Here is a 19,641-nt window from a genome sequence, read left to right on the forward strand (position 1 = left end):
TGTTACAGCCTTTCAATGAACTTACTCCCGATCATAGATCAATACCTTCAATCTACATCAGAACTTGACCAACGCTTTCCGTTAGTTTCTTACTTCTTTACCCTCTCTTTCGAAACAGGTCTGCAAAGGTAAAACAAAATTTTATTTTATCAATAATTAAAAGTTAAAATTTTAATCTTTTTTTTATCGATTACCCTTCGCTTATTTCAATTTTTCCTGCTGATTTTCGCAGCGTTCCCATCGTTTTGGGTTTGCAAAGGTAAACACATTATCTCAGTTAGCAAGAGGTAACGCAACTGTTTTAACCATTTAATGCAAGGTTTCTTTCAACTGACTGATTTTGAGATTGAAAATATTAAAACATTTTTATAGGTTTCTGAAATTAGGTATTCAAGATATTTGAGGACAATCTACCTCTTAATAAAAAGGATAAGCACATAAGTCAGGATTCAAATATTATAAATCGGTATTGACTCTCAAGCTACCCTTGGTTGCGTCGATTTATTGGAATTCTTAAGAGCACTCAAAAACGATAGTAGCCTTTTTGACCTGAGGATTTAAAGTAGCAAAACACTTATAGTATATATAGTGTATTGCAAAAACTGAAAGAGCAATTTTTGACGAAGCATTTTATGCGCCATGCTCCACTTGCCCTTAGGACTTTTCATTTCATAAAAAATGCTCACAAGTGAAAACTTATTATTTCAGAAAATCCGCAAAACCGCCCCGATAAAAATCTATTATTTCAGAAAAAGGGTTTATCATTATCACATAAGCATATCGGCATATTATATGTGACGAAAAAGCCATCAACAAGTGAATGCTGCACATTGGATCAGATGAATGAAACAGCATAAATAAAAAAAGCGCCTTAAAAAAGCGCTTTTAGTGACCTCGTCAGGATTCAAACCTGAAACCTCCTGAGCCGTAATCAGGTGCTCTATTCAGTTGAGCTACGAAGCCATTTGGGATTGCAAAAGTAGGGAGGTTTTCTGAAATTGCAAAAGACAAATTCAAATCATTTTCAAAAGCTTTTCTCAATTCAATTTTCTAATTAAGAATAATTAAGAGGAAAAGAACTGCAAATCAAGCATGATTTTATAATTTAGCCGAAATTTTAAAGTCAATAAACTCTTTCATGAAAAGATTATCATTAATTCTACTATTAAATTTTGTCTCTCTGACATTATTATTCGCACAAGAGGAGAAAAGAGAAAGAACCCCAATTGGAGGAAGACCTGATATAAAAGGTGACTTATTCATAGATTTCGGTTTCAACAGACTCAACAACATACCTGATGAACTTGGAACAAACTTTTTCGGCTCAAGAACATTTAATGCTTATTTTCATTATCCGGTGAATATCGGTAATCAAACGGGATTCACCTTCAATCCCGGGATAGGCATTGGAACAGATAAAATGGCCTTCCGAGACAATAGAAATCTATTTAACAATCCTGCTATAGGACCCGAATCTAGCCAAATGCTAGAATTGGAAGAGGTATATGGCGAAGACATATCAGTAAACAGGAACAACGCCTCTGCCAATTATATTGATTTACCTCTTGAAGTTAGGTATCATTTCAACAAAAGAAACTACAGTAAGAGTTTTAGAATAGCTCTTGGAGGAAAGGTAGGTTACCTTCTAAACGCCCAAACAAAAGTGCAATATACCGATGATCAGGATTTGACGAGGAAAATAAAGGACAGACAATCTTTTGGCTTTAGCCCGCTTAGGTATGGGGTTTATACCAGAATAGGATTTCCAGGATTTAATATATGGGGTTATTATGGACTCAATCAGGTTTTTGAAGGAGAAAATGGACCTTTCAGAACACAGGCAAATCAGATTAACTTTGGTATCTCAGCTACATTGTTTTAAAAAAGAAAAGGTTTCTATGGATTGAAGCCGATAATAAAAAAATACTAATCTTTGATTCAATTTGATACTATTGGGTATTAGAAATTTGTGACTATTGAACTAAAGTTACCACCAATACTAGAATTTACGGTTGCCGACAAAGAAGCCGATTATGGTAATAACATCTTTTCATTTAAACAAATAAAAAAGGGGCTCGATTGGCCCCTTTTTTATTTTCCATTTTATGATATCCGCTTTCATAACAATAGAATCTATATAATAGAATTAATCTGTGAGTTCGAACTAATATCAGAAAATATCCATTAGTATCGGTTTGCCCAAAATCCATCCTTTAATTGATTAGTGGCATAATTGCGGATAATCATATAATATTTACTTTCTCTTCAATTCAGTCTTCAACTCTTCTATATTTAAGATGTTGGAAATTTGAGATTGTTCAATTTCTCTAAATTTAGTCAACTGAACATCTATCTGTCTGGTGATTTCCTGTCTTACTTCCTCAGCTCCATCTGTAGGCCTGTAAGCACCTGTTCCGGCAATGACATTCAAATGAGCGAGTTTGTTGTTGAGTCTGATAGGATAATTCAAAGGGTCTTGACCACTTCTGTTTTGGGTCTGATACAATTCCTTTTCAATATCTGATATTGCATTTACGATACCATCTATCCTTCTTTTCTGCCTTGGGTTTTCCTTCGCAATCTCATTTAACTCATCTCTGTATTTTCTAATGACAATGATTGCCTCATGCGTTTCTGTCAACTTGTCTCGGACATCAATAAGAAAGTCGTATTGGGCCTGCAAGTCTTGCTGAGAAGATGGATACCTTAAATCAGGCAACACTTTGAATGATTCCTCCTGCGATTGTCCATCAACAGTCAACCTGACATGGTAATCGCCAGGAACCACCTTTGGTCCTCTCAAAGGACCTGACCACATGATCATTCCCTCAAATCCAATTGCATCAGGCACTCTCAAGTTCCAGTTGAATTCATTTGAACCTGATTTATACTTCAACGTATCTCCCTCTACACCCTTCGAAGAAAATTCTCTTATCAGGTTTTTATCTTTATCAAAAAACTCAATTTTAAGTTCTTCTTTGGGGTCGTTTTTCAAATGGTAATATACCAAAACACCACCAGGTCTATTTGTACCAGCAGTAGCTGACTCTCTTCTCACACCATCCAACAAGTACGAATCCTGAGGTTTAAATAAATGGAAAGGCTTGTTTTTCACATCATCGGAAAGCTGGTGTAAAACAGTCAAGTCATCGATGATCCAAAAACTTCTTCCTTGAGTGGCTGCAATCAGATTGTTATCTTTGATTGTCAAATCTGTAATAGGAACAATCGGCAAATTAAGCTGCATTGACTGCCAGCTAGCTCCATCATCAAAAGACATATAGATGCCTGTTTCAGTGCCGGCATACAATATTCCTCTTCTTGCTGGATCAGCTCTTACTACCCTGGTAAAATGTTGCGGGTCAATCCCATCAACGATTTTGGTCCACGTAACTCCATAGTCAGTAGTTTTATATAGATATGGAGCGAAATCGCCATTTTTGTATGAAGTAGCAGCTACATAGAGGCCTCCTTCTTCAAATGGATGCCCTTCTACACTGTTTACCTGAGTCCATTCCGGAAAATTTGCCGGGGTTACATTTTCCCAAGTCTCACCATTATCCTTTGAGACATGGATCAAACCATCATCAGAACCTGTCCAAAGTACCCCCTTCTTAAGTGGAGATTCGGTCGCAGCAAAAATAGTACTATAGTATTCCACAGAAGTATTATCCTTGGTGATAGGTCCTCCAGATGGGCCTAGCTTTTCTTTGGCATTTCTAGTAAGGTCCGGAGAGAAAGTTTCCCAAGTCTGCCCCTTATTCGTAGACCTGTGAAATTGGTTAGAGGCTGTATACAAAACTTCTGGATCATGTGGTGAAAAGAAAATCGGGAAATTCCACTGGAACCTATATTTCATTCCTTCTGCACCATGGCCCATTGGGTTGTCAGGGTAAACATTCACATTTCTTCTTGCGCCTGAAGAGTGATTAAGCAATTGAAGCAAACCTCCATAATTACCACCAAAAACCACATCATTGTCAGTCGGGTCAACAGCCAGCCATCCACTTTCACTTCCTGCGCTTACTTCCCAATCATCTTCAGTAATTCCATAACCATCATTTCTGTGGTTAATTCTCATAGTAGAATTATCCTGCTGAGCACCATAGATTCTGTAAGGGAAATGGTTGTCCGTTGTCACCCGGTAAAATTGGGCTGTCGGTTGGTTCATATAAGTAGACCAGGATTCTCCACCATCAAGGGACACTTGCGCACCACCATCATCGGCAATCACCATTCTTGTATTGTCATTAGGGTCAATCCAAAGGTCATGGTGATCTCCATGAGGGGCTCTTGACCCCTTGAAAGTCTCTCCTCCATCAGTTGATTTATGATAATCTACATTGACTACATAGACAGTATTTTCATCCTGAGTATCTGCATAAATCCTAGTATAATACCAAGCCCTTTGTCTCAGGTTTCTATCTTCATTTGTTTTGGTCCAAGTGGCACCTGCATCATCGGATCTAAAAACACCACCATTCAGGTTTTCTACTATTGCCCAAAGTCTATTTGAATTTAAAGGAGATACAGTAATACCCATGATGCCCAGTAAGCCATCCGGTAAACCTGGATTTCTTGAGATTTCTGTCCAGTTTTCTCCACCATCAGTACTTTTGAACATTTTTGAATTTGGCCCACCACTCTCCAAACTGTACGGTGTCCTTTTCACATCCCATGTCGAAGCGTACATAGTTTCCGGATCGTTAGGATCAAGAATCAAATCTACCGCACCAGCTACCGGTCCTGCAAACAATTTTCTTTCCCAGGATTTCCCTCCGTCTGTAGACTTGTAAACCCCTCTCATTTCTGTAGGTTTAAAAATATCACCTAAAACAGCTGCATACACAACATCAGGATTCTCTGGATGTACTCTTATTCTGGAAATAAACCTCGTTTCCTCCATTCCCAAATGCTCCCAAGTCTTGCCAGCATCGGTACTCTTCCAAAAACCATAACCATAGGAAACATTGCCTCTTACAGTTTTTTCTCCACCTCCTACATAAATAATATTAGGGTCAGATTCAGCTACAGTAACAGCTCCAATGGAACCCCCAAAGAAGCCATCTGAGATATTGTCCCATGTTCTACCGGCATTCTCGGTTTTCCAAACACCACCACCCGTAGCTCCAAAATAATATGTATTTCTATCTGAAGTGACTCCGGCTACTGCAGCCGACCTACCACCTCTATGTGGGCCAACTAATCTCCATTGGACTGCATCATAAAGTGATTCGTCATAAGTTTGAGCCTGTATCTCTTGGCTTGGCAAAACCAAAAACCATAGAAATAAGCAGACTATTGGGATAAATATTCTTTTCATAGTGTAATAATTTGATTGAATAAATCGGTGTACTATAATTATAAAGTAGTGTCTTATTACTTCACGACTAAATTGCCACGAAGTAAAAAGACACTACAAAGGCAATACTAATTACCATAGTTCGGATTTTGAACCATATTTGGATTAGAGAGCAATTCATCTCTAGGAATGGGCAAAATTTGCTTCCAAGGCTGATCTAAGCTCACAGGTGCAGAGGAATTTTTTCTTTCCACACTTCCCAAAACAATAAGTGCACGCTCAGTTCTTACAAGATCAAAGAAACTGTGTCCTTCAAAAGCCAATTCAAATTTCCTTTCTTTTTCAATCTCCAATAAAACCGCTTCTTGTGTCATAGGTCCTGAATAAGGGGCCACACCTGCTCTTTCTTTAATGGCATTGAGGTCATTTACCGCAAGCGCTAATGAACCGGAAGATTGAGCATAAGCTTCTGCCCTATTGAGGTACATTTCTGCTATCCTAATGACATGAAAATTATCAATGTTGCCAGGTTTTTGATATTTCGTCGGAAAATAGACTCCTTGGATAGGATCAAAACCAAACATGGCACCTCTCACGTCATTTTCATCAGACTGAATATCGGTAATAAAGCTTTCGTGAACAGCAAGTTCGCCTCTTCCACCTTGAGCGCCTGGGAAATACCAGAACCTCATTCCACTCTGATCAGCTGCAATAAACTCCAATTCAAAAATTGATTCGGTAGTAAATTCCCCTGCATAAATACCGAGGTAGTCTTCCAATAAACTATACTTACCATCCTCTATTACTTCAGTAGCCAACCTTATGACTTCATTATAATTTCTAGTATAGAGGTAAAACCTAGACAGCAATGCTCTTGCGGTACTTTTTACGGCCTTTGCTCTTGTAGCAGTATTATTGGCACCAGCCTCAGGGAGTAAGTTCAAGGCATTTAATAGATCTGCCTCGACCTGATTGTACCCATCAATCAGAGAAGGCCTGCTTGGGAACAAATCATCATTGACTGCTCTAGACGGCGTCAAAGGTAGGACCACACTTTGATCACCGATTACTCCAGGAACTCCACCAAATACCCTATTAAGATCGAATACCGCAAGGGCTCTGACAAAATAAGCCTGTCCGATAATACCATCTTTTTTGGTTTGATTCATTTCTATCCCAGGAACTTCAGCAATAATATTATTTGCTTGATTAATTGCTCTATAAGCAGCAGTGTAAAAATTGGTAACTTCCAAATTGGAGGCATCCAACTGATAAGTATCCAACTCTCTATAAAAGTCCCAAGTACCTACACTTTGGGAAATATCACTGGAAACCTCACAAATATTCTGGAAATTCCTACCATAATAAGCCCCTGCCTGTAACTGGTGATAGAGTCCTGCCAATGCAGCATCGGCACTCTTTTCGTTAGCAAAAGCTACTTCATCTGATATCTGTATTTCAGGCTCTTGGTCCAACACATTACAGGCATTTATAAAGCAAATCCCCAGTACTGCGATTCCGGTATATATATAATTGATTTTCATGATTTTCTGAATTTAGAATGTGATATTAAACCCTCCCATAAATACTCTTGGCTGAGGCATGGCGTAAAAATCCACACCTTGCGTAGTAGAAGTAGAAGCAGTAGAATTGACTTCCGGATCGAGACCACTGTAATTGGTAAAGGTCAGTAGGTTCTGTCCACTGAAATAAATTCTGGCAGATGTCATTCCCAATTTTGAAGCAAATGATGGAGGAAGGGTATATCCTATACTCAAGTTTTTAAGTCTTACATAAGATCCATCTTCCACAAACCTTGATGGCCTCAGGTTAGCGGCATAGTTAGCATTGGTCATCCTAGGCACCATCGTGACATCACCCGGTTGTTGCCATCTGTCGAGTTGACTTCCCAAAAAGTTGGTGTTTCGAGTACCCCCATGTTCCTGAAAGAATCTATTCCAGAATAACTGATCATTTCCATATGAGTATTGGAAAAATATCATGGCATCGAAGTTTTTATACCTAAATGTATTGGTCAATCCACCAAAGAAATCAGGCCATGCATTCCCTACGATAAACCTGTCAATATTAGGGTCAAATGGTCTGTTTGGATCACTGGTTTCCCAAATTGGGTCACCTGTTTCAGTATCTACACCCAATTGATTATGCATCCAGAATGAATACATTGGAATTCCTTCCTCCATTCTGATGATATCCCTATTGTATACAGGTATTGATTGCGCCAGTCTTTTGATGTTATTTCTATTTTGAGCAATATTAAAATTGATATCCCAGGTAAAATCTTGCTTCAAGATAGGGGTTCCCGTAATAGACAATTCAAAACCTTTGTTTTCCATTTCTCCAAAATTTTGGAAGATACTGGTAAAACCGCTAGATCTTGGAATTGGTACAGCCAACAATAAATCAGTTGTCTGCTTATCATAGTAGTCAAAAGTCATGTTAAGCCTTTCGTTGAAGAAAGCTACATCTACACCTATATTAAATTGGGCAGTACGTTCCCATCTCAGGTCAGGATTTGCAAGTTGAGAGGGCTCTGTACCAGGAGTAATTGCATAATTGGCTCCACCAGCCCAAAGTCCTCTTGATTGGAAATCATTGATTCCATTCTGATTACCTGTCACCCCGTAACTTGATCGGACTTTTAGATCAGAAACAAACTTTCCTTTATTGAAAAAGTCTTCTTCAGAAATTCTCCATCCCACTGCAGCTGATGGGAATGTTCCCCAACGGTTTGCTGCACCAAATCGTGAACTTCCATCTCTTCTTAAGTTAAGTGTCAGCAAATATTTGTTGTTAAGAGAATAATTCACCCTACTGAAAACAGAAGCAATACCCCATACAGATCCATCAGACGAAGAGGTCTGAACAGCGGCAGAGGCAATCCTTTTAAAATCATTGGATGGGAATTGCTGTCCTGTGGCAGTAGTTCTCTCAAAAGTCGACTGCTGTAGTGAAGTTCCAAGCAACACACTGAGGCTATGCCCACTTCCAAAGCTCGTTTGGTAATTAAGCACATTCTCCTGAATCCAGTTATCATTGACTGAAACTATAGAAGAGGCCTGACCGTTGACTGCTGCTCCGGCATTAAGGAATGTATTGATATAGGTATCCTCTTTGACATTGTTATAGTCCACACTGAAATTACTTCTAAGAGTCAACCCAGGGAAAAACTCATATTCTCCATACACAGTAGCCAAAACCCTATTGGTCACCATTGTGATATCGTTTTCATTGATTACTGCAAGAGGATTTTCAAAAATGGAAAACTTGGTATAACTACCATCTTGCTGGAATGGGGGCAAATTTGACGGGAAAAAGTGCGTACCACCAAGTGCTCCGGCAATATTATCATCATTGTTGACCCTGTTCCTGATATTTCGTGAGTAAAGGATACTCGTCCCGATTTTCAATTTATCGGAAACAAACGCATCCAGGTTTAACCTACCTGTTCTTCGGGCAAAAGAGGTAGGAGCTACGATTCCATCCTGGTTGAAATCAGATGCAGATGCCAAGTACCTGATTTGGTCATTGCCTCCGGTAACAGATACATCAAAATTTGTGATTGGTGCATCTCTGAAAATCAGATCAGAATAATTAGTACTGATTGCCTGAGATGGATTGGCATAAATAGGCTCACCGCCATTATTGACAGCCGCCTCGTTTCTGAGCATTTCAAATGTAGAACCATCAACCAAATCAGGTTTTCTCCAAGCACTTTGAACGCCATGATATGCTCCAATGCTTACTTTTGCTTTTTGGCTTTTGCCTCTTTTGGTGGTAATCAAAACTACCCCATTAGCAGCTCTTGCTCCATAAATAGCTGTTGCAGAAGCATCTTTGAGAATTTCCATAGACTCGATGTCTGCAGGATTGATGTCAGCCATTGCATTTGCTGTACCACCACCTAGGCCTACAGCGGATAGGTTTCCTGATACGATGGGTATCCCATCGACTACATATAAAGGATCGTTATCTGCATTGATTGAAGTAGAACCCCTAACCCGCACAAACATACCACCTCCAGGAGTTCCCGAATTGGCTGATACCAGGACACCAGCTGCCCGGCCTTGCATCATTTGATCCGGACTTGGCATAGGTAGGTTTTCAATATCCTTTGAACTTACGGAGGATATGGATGAAGTAAGTGTTTTTCTATCCTGCTCTCCATAGCCTACAATAATGACTTCACCCAGTTGCTTTAAATCTTCATTTAAGGTCATATCTATGACATCTCTATTACCGACTAAAGACTCTTGAGTGACGTACCCAATGTAAGTAAAGATCAGAACAGCACTGCCATCCTGCACCTGTATGGAATACTGTCCGTCAATATCTGTGACAGTTCCAATATTCGTCCCTTTGATCTGAATGTTAGCCCCCGGGATGGGCTGGTTGTCAGCGCTGGAAATCACCGTCCCAGACACCGTTCGTTGTTGGGCAAATACATGCCCGGCTGCAACAACCAAATATAATATGGCTGCAAGTAAAATTTTCTTCATAGTTGTTAAGGTTTTATATTCATTACTAAAATTTAATTGAAATTAAATCCAAGAACCAATGTGAACTATGATGAATGGTCAAATAAGAGTATTGAAAGAACTTAAAGCACAGGTAAATTCCGCAAAATTTATTTGTGAAAAAACTGAAATTTTAATATTTTATTCATGTTAATTCTAATATTAAAACCTTATACAAATTTATATTCTGAACAGTATCGTATTGATAGAATTTACTGAATTAAATACCTATAACAGGCTTTCTTTCTACTAAAAAGTAATTAATGAAATAAGGAAATTGCCTACTAGTACTCTTGAACAGTAAAAAATTCGACTTTTTGAGAGATTTATGAGATATTAAATTGCTGTATATGTATATACGGAATGATGCCGGAAAAAATAAACGCCTGATTCTGGATTCAATTAGATATAAGATCTGCCACGGTGGACAAGATGTTTGTGGATACCTGCCTGCCCAGGCAGTTTGAACCAAAGCTATCACAAATACTAAAATCTGAGCTTACTGGCAAAGAACAGGATAATCATAATTCAGAAAAAAAACGAATGCCAGCTGTGTCTTTAACAAAATGGCATACTGCAAAAATTTAACATAAAAAAAGGTCACCTATAAATAGGCAACCTTTAATATTCAGATAGAATCTTTGTGAACTTATGCTTCAGCAGAAACAACGTTTACATAAGATTTTCCGTCAAATTTTTTCCTGAATTGAACCTTACCATCTGTCAGAGCGAATAAAGTGTGATCTTTGCCTACACCTACATTCAAGCCTGGATGATGCTTGGTACCTCTTTGTCTTACGATGATGTTACCGGCAATAACTGCCTCACCACCAAATTTCTTAACCCCTAGTCTCTTGCTATGGGATTCTCTACCGTTTCTGGAACTACCGACACCTTTCTTGTGAGCCATAATTATATTAGTTTATGATTTCAACAGAAATCTTACAATGTGATATTTTCAATCAATACTTTGGTATAATTCTGTCTGTGACCGTTTTTCTTCTTATAGCCTTTTCTTCTTTTCTTCTTGAAGACTATAACTTTGTCACCTTTTACGTGATCAAGGATTTTCCCTGATACCTTAGCACCTTCTAGGATTGGTGCTCCTATTGACACAGTACCGTTATCATCAGCTAACAATACTTGGTCAAATTCCACGGAAGCGCCAGCCTCGCCTTGCATTAATGGTGCATAGACAGACTGATCTTTTGTTACTTTGAACTGCTTTCCTGCGATGTTGACTATTGCGTACATATTATATTATAAATATTACTTTAGGAAATTGAGGTGCAAATATAGGAAGCCTCTACAGAATAAAAAAACAAATGTAGAAAATAACAAAGAATTGCAAGGTGAAAACCATTCCAAAAGCTACTCAAAACAATAGATGCACAGCCTTTTAATTGTCACTTAAAAAGATAACTTTTCTACTCAAATTCATTTACTAAAATGGGGAAAAAAATTTCAGATGTTTGGATAAAAGCCAAACAATCATCCAACAACATATTGATTTACAATTATTTAATCTAACCATATTAGGAGAATTATAACCGCTCAATAACTTGAACCAAATTCAAATTTTACTTCAAATTTCTCCTGAAAAATCTTTTTCAATTTATTTAAAAAAACTTTTATGGCCAGATAATGGCGTAAATGATTAAATCTTTGCTTTAATTTATATAGTATAAAATATTGTATATTAGTTTTTTATATGTATTTTGAACTATATTCAAAAAACTATTGAATTCGTAGGTTTTCGGGTTTTATTTTTGAAAATAGTTAATCATATTTGTTGAAAGGCTGTTTCCAAAAGACGGCCTTTTCTGTCCAGTTCATGTAAGGAAAGCGATCAGGCTTTAAACTGAGAATATTCTGAAACAAAAATCAACACCAATGCAACAAATAGAACCTATACTCCAAGAAAACAGCGGTAGATTCGTATTATTCCCCATCCAGCATGACGACATCTGGCAGTATTATAAGCAGGCAGAAGCAAGCTTTTGGACGGCAGAAGAAATCGATCTTAGTCAGGACTTGAAAGACTGGAAAAACTTAAATGACGGAGAAAGGCATTTTATATCACATGTATTGGCATTTTTTGCCGCTAGTGATGGTATAGTGAATGAAAATCTAGCCGAACATTTTGTTTCTGAAGTACAGTACACAGAAGCTAAATTTTTCTACGGCTTTCAGATCGCAATGGAAAACATCCATTCTGAAACGTACAGCCTTTTGATAGATACTTATATAAAGGACAGTGTAGAAAGAGATAAACTTTTGAATGCGATAGAGCATATTGATTGTGTCAAGAAAAAAGCTGATTGGGCATTGAGGTGGATCGATAATGGATCATTCCAAGAGAGACTCGTTGCCTTTGCTGCAGTAGAAGGGATATTCTTTTCGGGCTCATTTTGTTCTATTTTCTGGTTGAAAAAAAGAGGGCTTATGCCAGGACTAACCTTCTCCAACGAACTTATTTCGAGAGATGAAGGATTGCACTGCGATTTTGCTTGTCATTTATATACCAAGCATGTGATCAATTCATTACCTAAAGAAACGGTGACAGACATTATCAAAAATGCAGTGGAAATTGAGAAAGAATTCGTTACTGACGCGCTTCCGGTAAAATTGATCGGAATGAATTCAGACTTAATGTGCCAATATATTGAATTTGTGGCAGACAGACTTTTGGCCGAATTAGGATGTGCCAAAGTTTGGAACAGTACTAATCCTTTTGATTTCATGGACATGATTTCGCTTCAAGGAAAAACAAACTTCTTTGAAAAAAGAGTTGGTGACTACCAAAAAGCGGGTGTGATGAAATCCAAAGATGCCGTAGACTCACCTAAATTCTCTATGGGAGAAGAATTCTAGAAACCAAAGTAACCCATCCACCCACCTAAATTTCATAAGCATGTTAGTAATAAAAAGAGACGGACGAAGAGAATCTGTCAGGTTTGATAAGATAACCACTAGGATAGAAAATCTTTGCTACAACCTAGATGGCCGCTATATACAGCCAATAGAAGTGGCTAAAAAGGTAATTGATGGTCTTTATGACGGTGTCACCACCACAGAACTTGACAATCTTGCAGCCGAAGTATGTGCTTCATTGACAGTGAAGCATCCTGATTATGCTGTATTGGCGGCACGGATTGCTATATCTAACCTCCACAAAACTACCAGTCAATCCTTTTCCAATACTATGAAAAGGCTTTACACCTACATCAATCCAAAAACCGGGGAAAATGCAGCCCTGATTGCTCCTGATGTATACGGTGTGGTCAAAAAGCATGCTGCCAAATTTGATGAGGCGATAGATTACAAAAGAGATTTTGATTACGATTACTTCGGATTCAAGACCTTAGAAAAAAGCTACCTTATCAAGCTCGACAATAAAGTAGTAGAAAGGCCTCAACACATGTTGATGAGAGTAGCTGTAGGTATACATAAAGAGGATATCGAAGCTGCTATTGAGACTTATAATCTTTTGTCAGAAAAATGGTTTACCCATGCTACCCCTACGCTGTTCAATGCGGGTACTCCAAAACCACAATTGTCTTCATGCTTTTTGCTGACCATGAAAGATGACAGTATAGATGGTATCTATGATACCTTGAAACAAACTGCCAAAATCTCTCAATCAGCCGGTGGGATTGGTCTTTCTATTCACAATGTAAGAGCAAAAGGAAGTTATATCAGAGGAACAAATGGAGTATCAAATGGAATAGTCCCCATGTTGAGAAACTTTGACATGACCGCTAGATATGTAGATCAAGGTGGTGGAAAAAGGAAAGGTAGTTTTGCCATCTATTTGGAGCCATGGCATGCTGATGTGAAAGATTTTCTTGAATTGAAGAGAAACCACGGAAAGGAAGAGATGCGGGCAAGAGATCTTTTCTATGCGATGTGGATTCCGGATTTATTCATGAAAAGGGTTGAGCAAAATGACGAGTGGTCATTATTCTGTCCAAATGAAGCTCCAGGATTAGGTGATTGCCATGGTGAGGAGTTTGAAAAACTATACGAAAAATACGAAAGAGAAGGAAGAGCACGTGAAACCATAAAGGCTCAGGAGCTATGGTTCGAAATCCTCGAATCTCAAATAGAAACGGGGACTCCTTATATGCTTTACAAGGATTCCGCAAATAAAAAATCAAATCAGCAAAACCTAGGGACTATCAAGTCCTCAAACTTATGTACTGAAATCATAGAATATACAGCCCCTGATGAAGTTGCTGTATGTAATCTGGCTTCGCTGGCACTACCTAAGTTTGTGGCGACAGGCACTGATGGCAAAAAGTACTTTGATCATAAAAAACTATATGAGATCACCAAAGTAGCGACCAAGAACCTAAACAAAGTCATTGATGTAAACTATTACCCTGTAGAGGAAGCCAAGAGATCTAACTTCAGACACAGACCAATTGGTCTAGGTGTACAGGGATTAGCAGATACCTTTATCGCCTTGAGAATGCCATTTGAATCTCAGGAAGCCAAAGGTCTCAATGAGGATATTTTCGAAACGATATACTTTGCTGCCATGGAAACATCTATGGAGCTAGCCAAAACCCAAGGCACTTACGAGACTTATGAAGGGTCTCCTGTTTCTAAAGGAAAATTCCAGTTTGACCTTTGGGGTGTGACCCCAAAATCAGGAAGATGGGCATGGGATGATCTCAAAGAAAAAGTCAAAAAGTATGGCGTTAGAAACTCACTTTTGGTAGCACCAATGCCAACAGCTTCAACTTCTCAGATTCTGGGGAACAATGAGTGTTTTGAACCATATACCTCTAATATTTACACCAGAAGAACACTATCAGGCGAATTTATTGTGGTCAACAAACACTTGATGAAAGACCTCATTAGGTTAGGATTGTGGAATGACAATATGAAAAACAGGCTTATTGGAGCAAACGGATCAGTTCAGGCAATACCTAACATTCCTCAGAACATCAAAGATATTTACAAAACAGTTTGGGAAATTTCCCAAAGAGTGATTATCGATATGTCCGCAGACAGAGGAGCATATATTTGTCAATCACAGAGTATGAATGTTTTCATGCAAGATCCTAACTTTGGTAAATTGACTTCCATGCATTTCTATGCATGGAAAAAGGGCCTCAAAACCGGTATGTATTACCTGAGATCACAGGCAGCTGCAAGCGCCATTCAGTTTACTGTTGACAAAGCTGCATTAGCCGCTGATAAAGTCAATGATGCTGCACTGGCAAATGCTGCAAAATCACAAAACCAAGACGCCATTGCATGCTCACTGGATGATCCGGAAGGATGTGATATGTGTGGCAGTTGATAAAATTAATTTTAGAGTTCGTTTGTTGGCAAAAAGCGTCTGAGTTTTCAGGCGCTTTTTCTATTATCAACTACTCATAAAAAAAGCGGTCTAGGTTTTTAAACCTAGACCGCTTTAATTTTTGACCTATAATTGATTTGATTATTTCCTCATCCCTCCTCAGCGACAGACAAGATTTTTTCCCAAACTCTAAAAAAGTTATCACTACAAATTTTCTCAATCTCCTCTTTTGAGTAACCTAATTTGAGTAATTCAGCAATCAAATTAGGGTACATGGAAGCGTCTTTTAGTCCTTCAGGCAAAGTATCACCAACACCATCAAAATCAGACCCTAAGCCAACATGGTCAATTCCTACTAGTTTGATAACGTGATCAATGTGTTCAGCCACTTTTGAGACATGAACTGATGGTTTTTTGTCAGCCGAATATTGCCTTATATATTCCTGAGCCTCTGCATCTCGGTAGGTAAGATTATTTTCCTCTAACCATCTCACTATATGGGCTCTAATTTCAGCATTGGCATCAGCATAAGCCTGATCTAAGAAACTTCCACCAAAGGTAATCATGACTAAACCATCCTTTTCAGCTATTTTCTTGATGATTTCATCAGATACATTCCTTTCAAAACCAGGGGTGAAATTCCTCACCGAACTATGGGTAGCCACAATAGGCGCCTTACTGACTTCCGCTACGTCAAAGAAAGTCTTGTCCGTAATATGAGAAACATCAATGATCATCCCCAATCGGTTCATTTCTTTTACCACTTCTTTCCCAAAATCACTCAGCCCACCATGAGTTTCGGAATCGTCATAAGATGAATCTCCCACCAGATTATCCTTACCGTGAGTCAATGTCATGTATCTGATTCCTTTTTCAAAAAAATATTCCAAGTTGGAAAGATCATCTTCTATGGCCGCAGCATTTTCTATTCCCATTGGAAGTGAGAGCAAACCCTTTTCAAAATTGTCCTTGATATCCTGTGGAGAATATGCCATGGCAATCTTATCAGGCCAAGAACTGGCGAGTTTTTCTACCATCATGATCAGGGTATCTGCAAGACCTATGGCTCCACCAGTCTCCTGGTATGAGGCCGGAATATAAATCGCCATGAAAGGAGCATCTACGCCACCCTCTCTAGCCCTCACGTAATCAATATTGCCTTCCGCTTGACGGTTAATAAAATCATAAGTCAATTCAGGATTACCATCAGTTTGGCTGTAAATCCTCAATGGCAAATCCATATGACCATCCACTATAATGGTGCTATTTGCTATTTCATGAGCGATTTCTAACCTTTCCTCATCAGACAATTGAGTATAATCGGTTTCATTTTGTTCAGTGCTTTGACCACAGGCCCACATACACAGGGCTGCTAAAGCCAAAATCATATTCTTTTTCATAATGACTGTTTTGGTACAAGTCATAATTTAAGGTATTCATGCTATAAGCATGGTTTAAGATTTATAAACGGTTAATTCTAAATTTCAAAGCATGAAAATTCCGCTTGTAAAATAAATTCTCTGCCATATTCAACCATTAAGATTTTTAGGTAAATTGATTAGAAACCAACCTCTGCGAAATGAACAGATTATCTCTATTTATTCTTTTACTATTCCTGTATTCTTGTCAGGAAGACAAATCCCCAAAAATATCCATCTCTCTCTCCGAGGAATTGGCCTCAGAAGTCAGCGATGGACGGCTCTTGCTTTTGTTCCATGGTTCGGATAATACTGAGCCACGTTTTGCAGTCAGTGATGATGTAAACTCCGCCCAGGTAATTGGTATGGATTTTGAAAATTATCAAAAAGGAAATTCTTTTGAATTTGACATTTCCAGTTTTGGATACCCCATTGAAAACTTTAAAGACATTCCGAGTGGAGAATATTGGGTACAGGCCTATATAGTCAAATATGAGACCTTCAACAGGGCTGATGGACACACTATCAAAATGCCAATGGACCAATGGGAAGGCCGACAATGGAACCGTACACCTGGAAACGTATTCAGCAAACCCAAAAAAGTGAATTGGGATGGGAAATCGGATTTCTCAATCGAAATAGATCAAATCAATCCCCCGGTTGAAGAACCTGAAGACACTGAATACATCAAGCATATCAAATTTCGATCAGACTTACTTTCTGAATTTTGGGGTCGTGACATCTACCTTGGTGCCCATATTTTAATCCCCAGAGAATTTGAAGAGAATACGAATGAATACTATCCTTTGATGATTTTTCATGGGCACTTTACACCTAATTTTGGAGGATTTAGAACTACACCTCCAGATGAGGATATGGAAGAAGAATACAGTCCTAGATTTGGGATTTATGGATACAATAAAATTCAGCAAGAAGAAGCATATAATTTTTACCAAAAATGGATTTCTCCTGATTTTCCAAAATTTATTGCGATAGAAATCCAGCATGCAAATCCATTCTATGATGACAGTTATGCCGTCAATTCGGAAAATATCGGCCCTTATGGAGATGCAATCACCTATGAATTGATCCCTCATATCGAAAAAGAATTCAGAGGAATTGGAGAAGGTTGGGCAAGATTCACCTATGGAGGTTCTACGGGAGGCTGGGAAGCCTTGGCAGTGCAGGTTAAGTATCCTGATGAATACAATGGTTGTTTTGCAGCTTGTCCAGACCCAATAGATTTTAGGGCTTACACCACAGTCAATATATATGAGGATGATAATGCTTACTTTATCAATGGGCCTTTTAGAACTACTGAACGTGTCGGAAGGAGGAATTATCTTGGGCATGTATCTGCCATGCTAAAAGACATGAACTACAAGGAACTGGCATTGGGTGGAGAAAAAAGCAGGTCTGGAGATCAATGGGATATTTGGCAAGCTGTATTTTCACCTGTAGGCACAGATGGCTACCCAAAACCTATTTGGAATAAATACAGTGGAGAGATTGACAAAGAAGTTGCTGATCATTGGAAAGAAAATTTTGACTTACGCTATATTATGGAGAGAGATTGGGATACTTTAGGCGAAAAACTGGAAGGCAAAATACACATTTACTGTGGTGATATGGACAATTACTACCTCAACAATGCTGTTTATCTCACAGAGGATTTTTTGGAAAAAACAGAAAACCCCTACTACGACGGTGAGGTGCTTTACGGAGATCGGGCAGAACATTGCTGGAATGGAGATCCTGATCAGCCCAATTACATAACACGTCTACGATACCACACCATGTACCTAGACAGAATTGCCAATCGATTAAAAAAGACCGCGCCATCTGATTTTAATCAAAGAACTTGGGTGCTAAATAGGTGAAGTTAATACGGAAACCGATTGCATAAATCAAGTTTCCCTGAACTATATACAACAATTTGTCCTTACCTTTACGGGAGAACACACTGTACTTGAGCCATAATAATCACAAAGCTAATTGCAGAAAAATCTAAATATCATGAGTAAATCAAATAATATAAACTACGAATTGGAAAAAAACATGGAAGTCATTAGCCAGTTAGATGGCTTTGTGACCCATGCGGTTGAAAATATTTTGGTAGATCCAGATGATTGTTGGCAGCCAACAGACTTCTTGCCAGATATGTCAAAAATGGATGCTTTCGATGAAATTAAAAAGCTTCAGGAAAGAGCATCAGGAATTCCCGATACAGTAATTACTTCCTTGGTAGGTAATATGATAACTGAAGAGGCCCTACCAAGTTACCAGACTTATTTTAATTTACTTGAAGGTATAAATGTCGAAGGTAACCTACTGAGTAACTCAGGCTGGGTAAAATGGTCCAAAGCTTGGACTGCAGAAGAAAACAGACATGGTGATCTATTGAACAAGTACCTTTACTTATCAGGCAGATGCGACATGAAAAAAGTAGAGCAAACCATTCATCGATTGATATACAACGGTTTTGATCCGAGGTCTGAAAAAGATCCATATCAAGCCCTCATATACACTTCATTCCAAGAAAGAGCTACCAAAATTTCCCATGTAAATACGGGTAAATTAGCTGACAAAGCAGGAGATGATGTACTTTCAAGAATATGTAAGACCATAGCCGGTGATGAGGCTAGACATGAAAAAGCTTACAAAAGCTTTATGAGCCAAGTTTTCGAAATTGATCCTAATGGTGCCATACTAGCATTTGAAAAGATGATGAGAAAACAGATTGTTATGCCTGCGGTATTGATGGGCAAAGGAGGCAGCAACCCAACATTATTTGATCAATTTTCTGCGATTACACAGAAAATCGGAGTTTACACAGGTTGGGATTACGCACGAATCATCGATCACTTAGTGAAACTTTGGGATATTGAATCCCTAAGCGGATTGGATGGCTTGGCTTCCAAAGCACAAGACTACCTAGCCAACTTGTCTGACAGATACATGAGGCTTGCTGACCGAATGAAAGCTCCTGATGAGGTTGCTCTCGCATGGTTGAAATAATCAAAATAGGCTTGATATTACATCAGGCCTTTTTTTATCGTGATTTACATA

The 19,641-nt window shown here is 38.5% G+C and carries 11 protein-coding genes and 1 tRNA gene; 5 read left to right on the plus strand and 7 right to left on the minus strand.

Annotated elements, in window-relative coordinates; all coding sequences use genetic code 11:
- Window positions 1-889 precede the first annotated feature (889 nt).
- Window positions 890-963: transfer RNA gene (locus tag CLW00_RS14905), tRNA-Arg, on the minus strand.
- 175 nt (window positions 964-1,138) lie between these two features.
- Between CLW00_RS14905 and CLW00_RS14910 the strand changes: the two genes are divergently transcribed.
- A complete protein-coding gene (locus tag CLW00_RS14910) occupies window positions 1,139-1,882 on the plus strand; it encodes a porin family protein (RefSeq protein ID WP_106134498.1) in 744 nt (247 codons plus the stop codon).
- 372 nt (window positions 1,883-2,254) lie between these two features.
- On the opposite strand, the gene CLW00_RS14920 is transcribed toward CLW00_RS14910, so the two are convergent.
- From CLW00_RS14920 to rplU, 5 genes are all read right to left on the minus strand, one after another.
- Window positions 2,255-5,323, minus strand: coding sequence for a WD40/YVTN/BNR-like repeat-containing protein (locus CLW00_RS14920; protein WP_106134500.1), 3,069 nt, complete (start codon window positions 5,321-5,323; stop codon window positions 2,255-2,257).
- Between the two features lie 107 nt (window positions 5,324-5,430).
- Window positions 5,431-6,846 carry a RagB/SusD family nutrient uptake outer membrane protein gene (locus tag CLW00_RS14925; protein ID WP_106134501.1) on the minus strand — a complete coding sequence of 472 codons (1,416 nt, stop codon included), beginning with the start codon at window positions 6,844-6,846 and terminating at the stop codon, window positions 5,431-5,433.
- Window positions 6,847-6,858: 12 nt separating this feature from the next.
- Window positions 6,859-9,822: a SusC/RagA family TonB-linked outer membrane protein gene (locus tag CLW00_RS14930; RefSeq protein ID WP_106134502.1), complete on the minus strand. Its 2,964-nt coding sequence runs from the start codon at window positions 9,820-9,822 to the stop codon at window positions 6,859-6,861.
- A 667-nt stretch (window positions 9,823-10,489) separates the two neighbouring features.
- Window positions 10,490-10,750, minus strand: a complete 261-nt coding sequence (gene rpmA / locus CLW00_RS14935) for a 50S ribosomal protein L27 (protein ID WP_106134503.1) — start codon at window positions 10,748-10,750, stop codon at window positions 10,490-10,492.
- Between the two features lie 32 nt (window positions 10,751-10,782).
- Window positions 10,783-11,094, minus strand: coding sequence for a 50S ribosomal protein L21 (rplU, locus tag CLW00_RS14940; protein WP_106134504.1), 312 nt, complete (start codon window positions 11,092-11,094; stop codon window positions 10,783-10,785).
- A 639-nt stretch (window positions 11,095-11,733) separates the two neighbouring features.
- Between rplU and CLW00_RS14945 the strand changes: the two genes are divergently transcribed.
- Both CLW00_RS14945 and CLW00_RS14950 read left to right on the plus strand, forming a co-directional pair.
- On the plus strand, window positions 11,734-12,714 hold the full coding sequence (locus CLW00_RS14945; protein ID WP_106134505.1) for a ribonucleoside-diphosphate reductase small subunit: 981 nt from the start codon (window positions 11,734-11,736) through the stop codon (window positions 12,712-12,714).
- Window positions 12,715-12,754: 40 nt separating this feature from the next.
- Window positions 12,755-15,154 (plus strand): ribonucleoside-diphosphate reductase subunit alpha, encoded by a 2,400-nt coding sequence (locus tag CLW00_RS14950; protein ID WP_106134506.1) that lies wholly within the window; start codon window positions 12,755-12,757, stop codon window positions 15,152-15,154.
- Window positions 15,155-15,303: 149 nt separating this feature from the next.
- Here the strand turns inward: CLW00_RS14950 and CLW00_RS14955 are convergent, their stop codons facing one another.
- Window positions 15,304-16,554: a dipeptidase gene (locus tag CLW00_RS14955; RefSeq protein ID WP_106134683.1), complete on the minus strand. Its 1,251-nt coding sequence runs from the start codon at window positions 16,552-16,554 to the stop codon at window positions 15,304-15,306.
- Window positions 16,555-16,733: 179 nt separating this feature from the next.
- Here CLW00_RS14955 and CLW00_RS14960 point away from each other — a divergent pair, with 179 nt between their 5' ends.
- A complete protein-coding gene (locus tag CLW00_RS14960) occupies window positions 16,734-18,452 on the plus strand; it encodes a hypothetical protein (RefSeq protein ID WP_106134507.1) in 1,719 nt (572 codons plus the stop codon).
- 136 nt (window positions 18,453-18,588) lie between these two features.
- Window positions 18,589-19,590, plus strand: coding sequence for an acyl-ACP desaturase (locus CLW00_RS14965; RefSeq protein WP_106134508.1), 1,002 nt, complete (start codon window positions 18,589-18,591; stop codon window positions 19,588-19,590).
- Window positions 19,591-19,641 lie beyond the last annotated feature (51 nt).

The sequence above is a fragment of the Mongoliibacter ruber genome (assembly GCF_003003005.1).
GTDB lineage: Bacteria > Bacteroidota > Bacteroidia > Cytophagales > Cyclobacteriaceae > Mongoliibacter > Mongoliibacter ruber.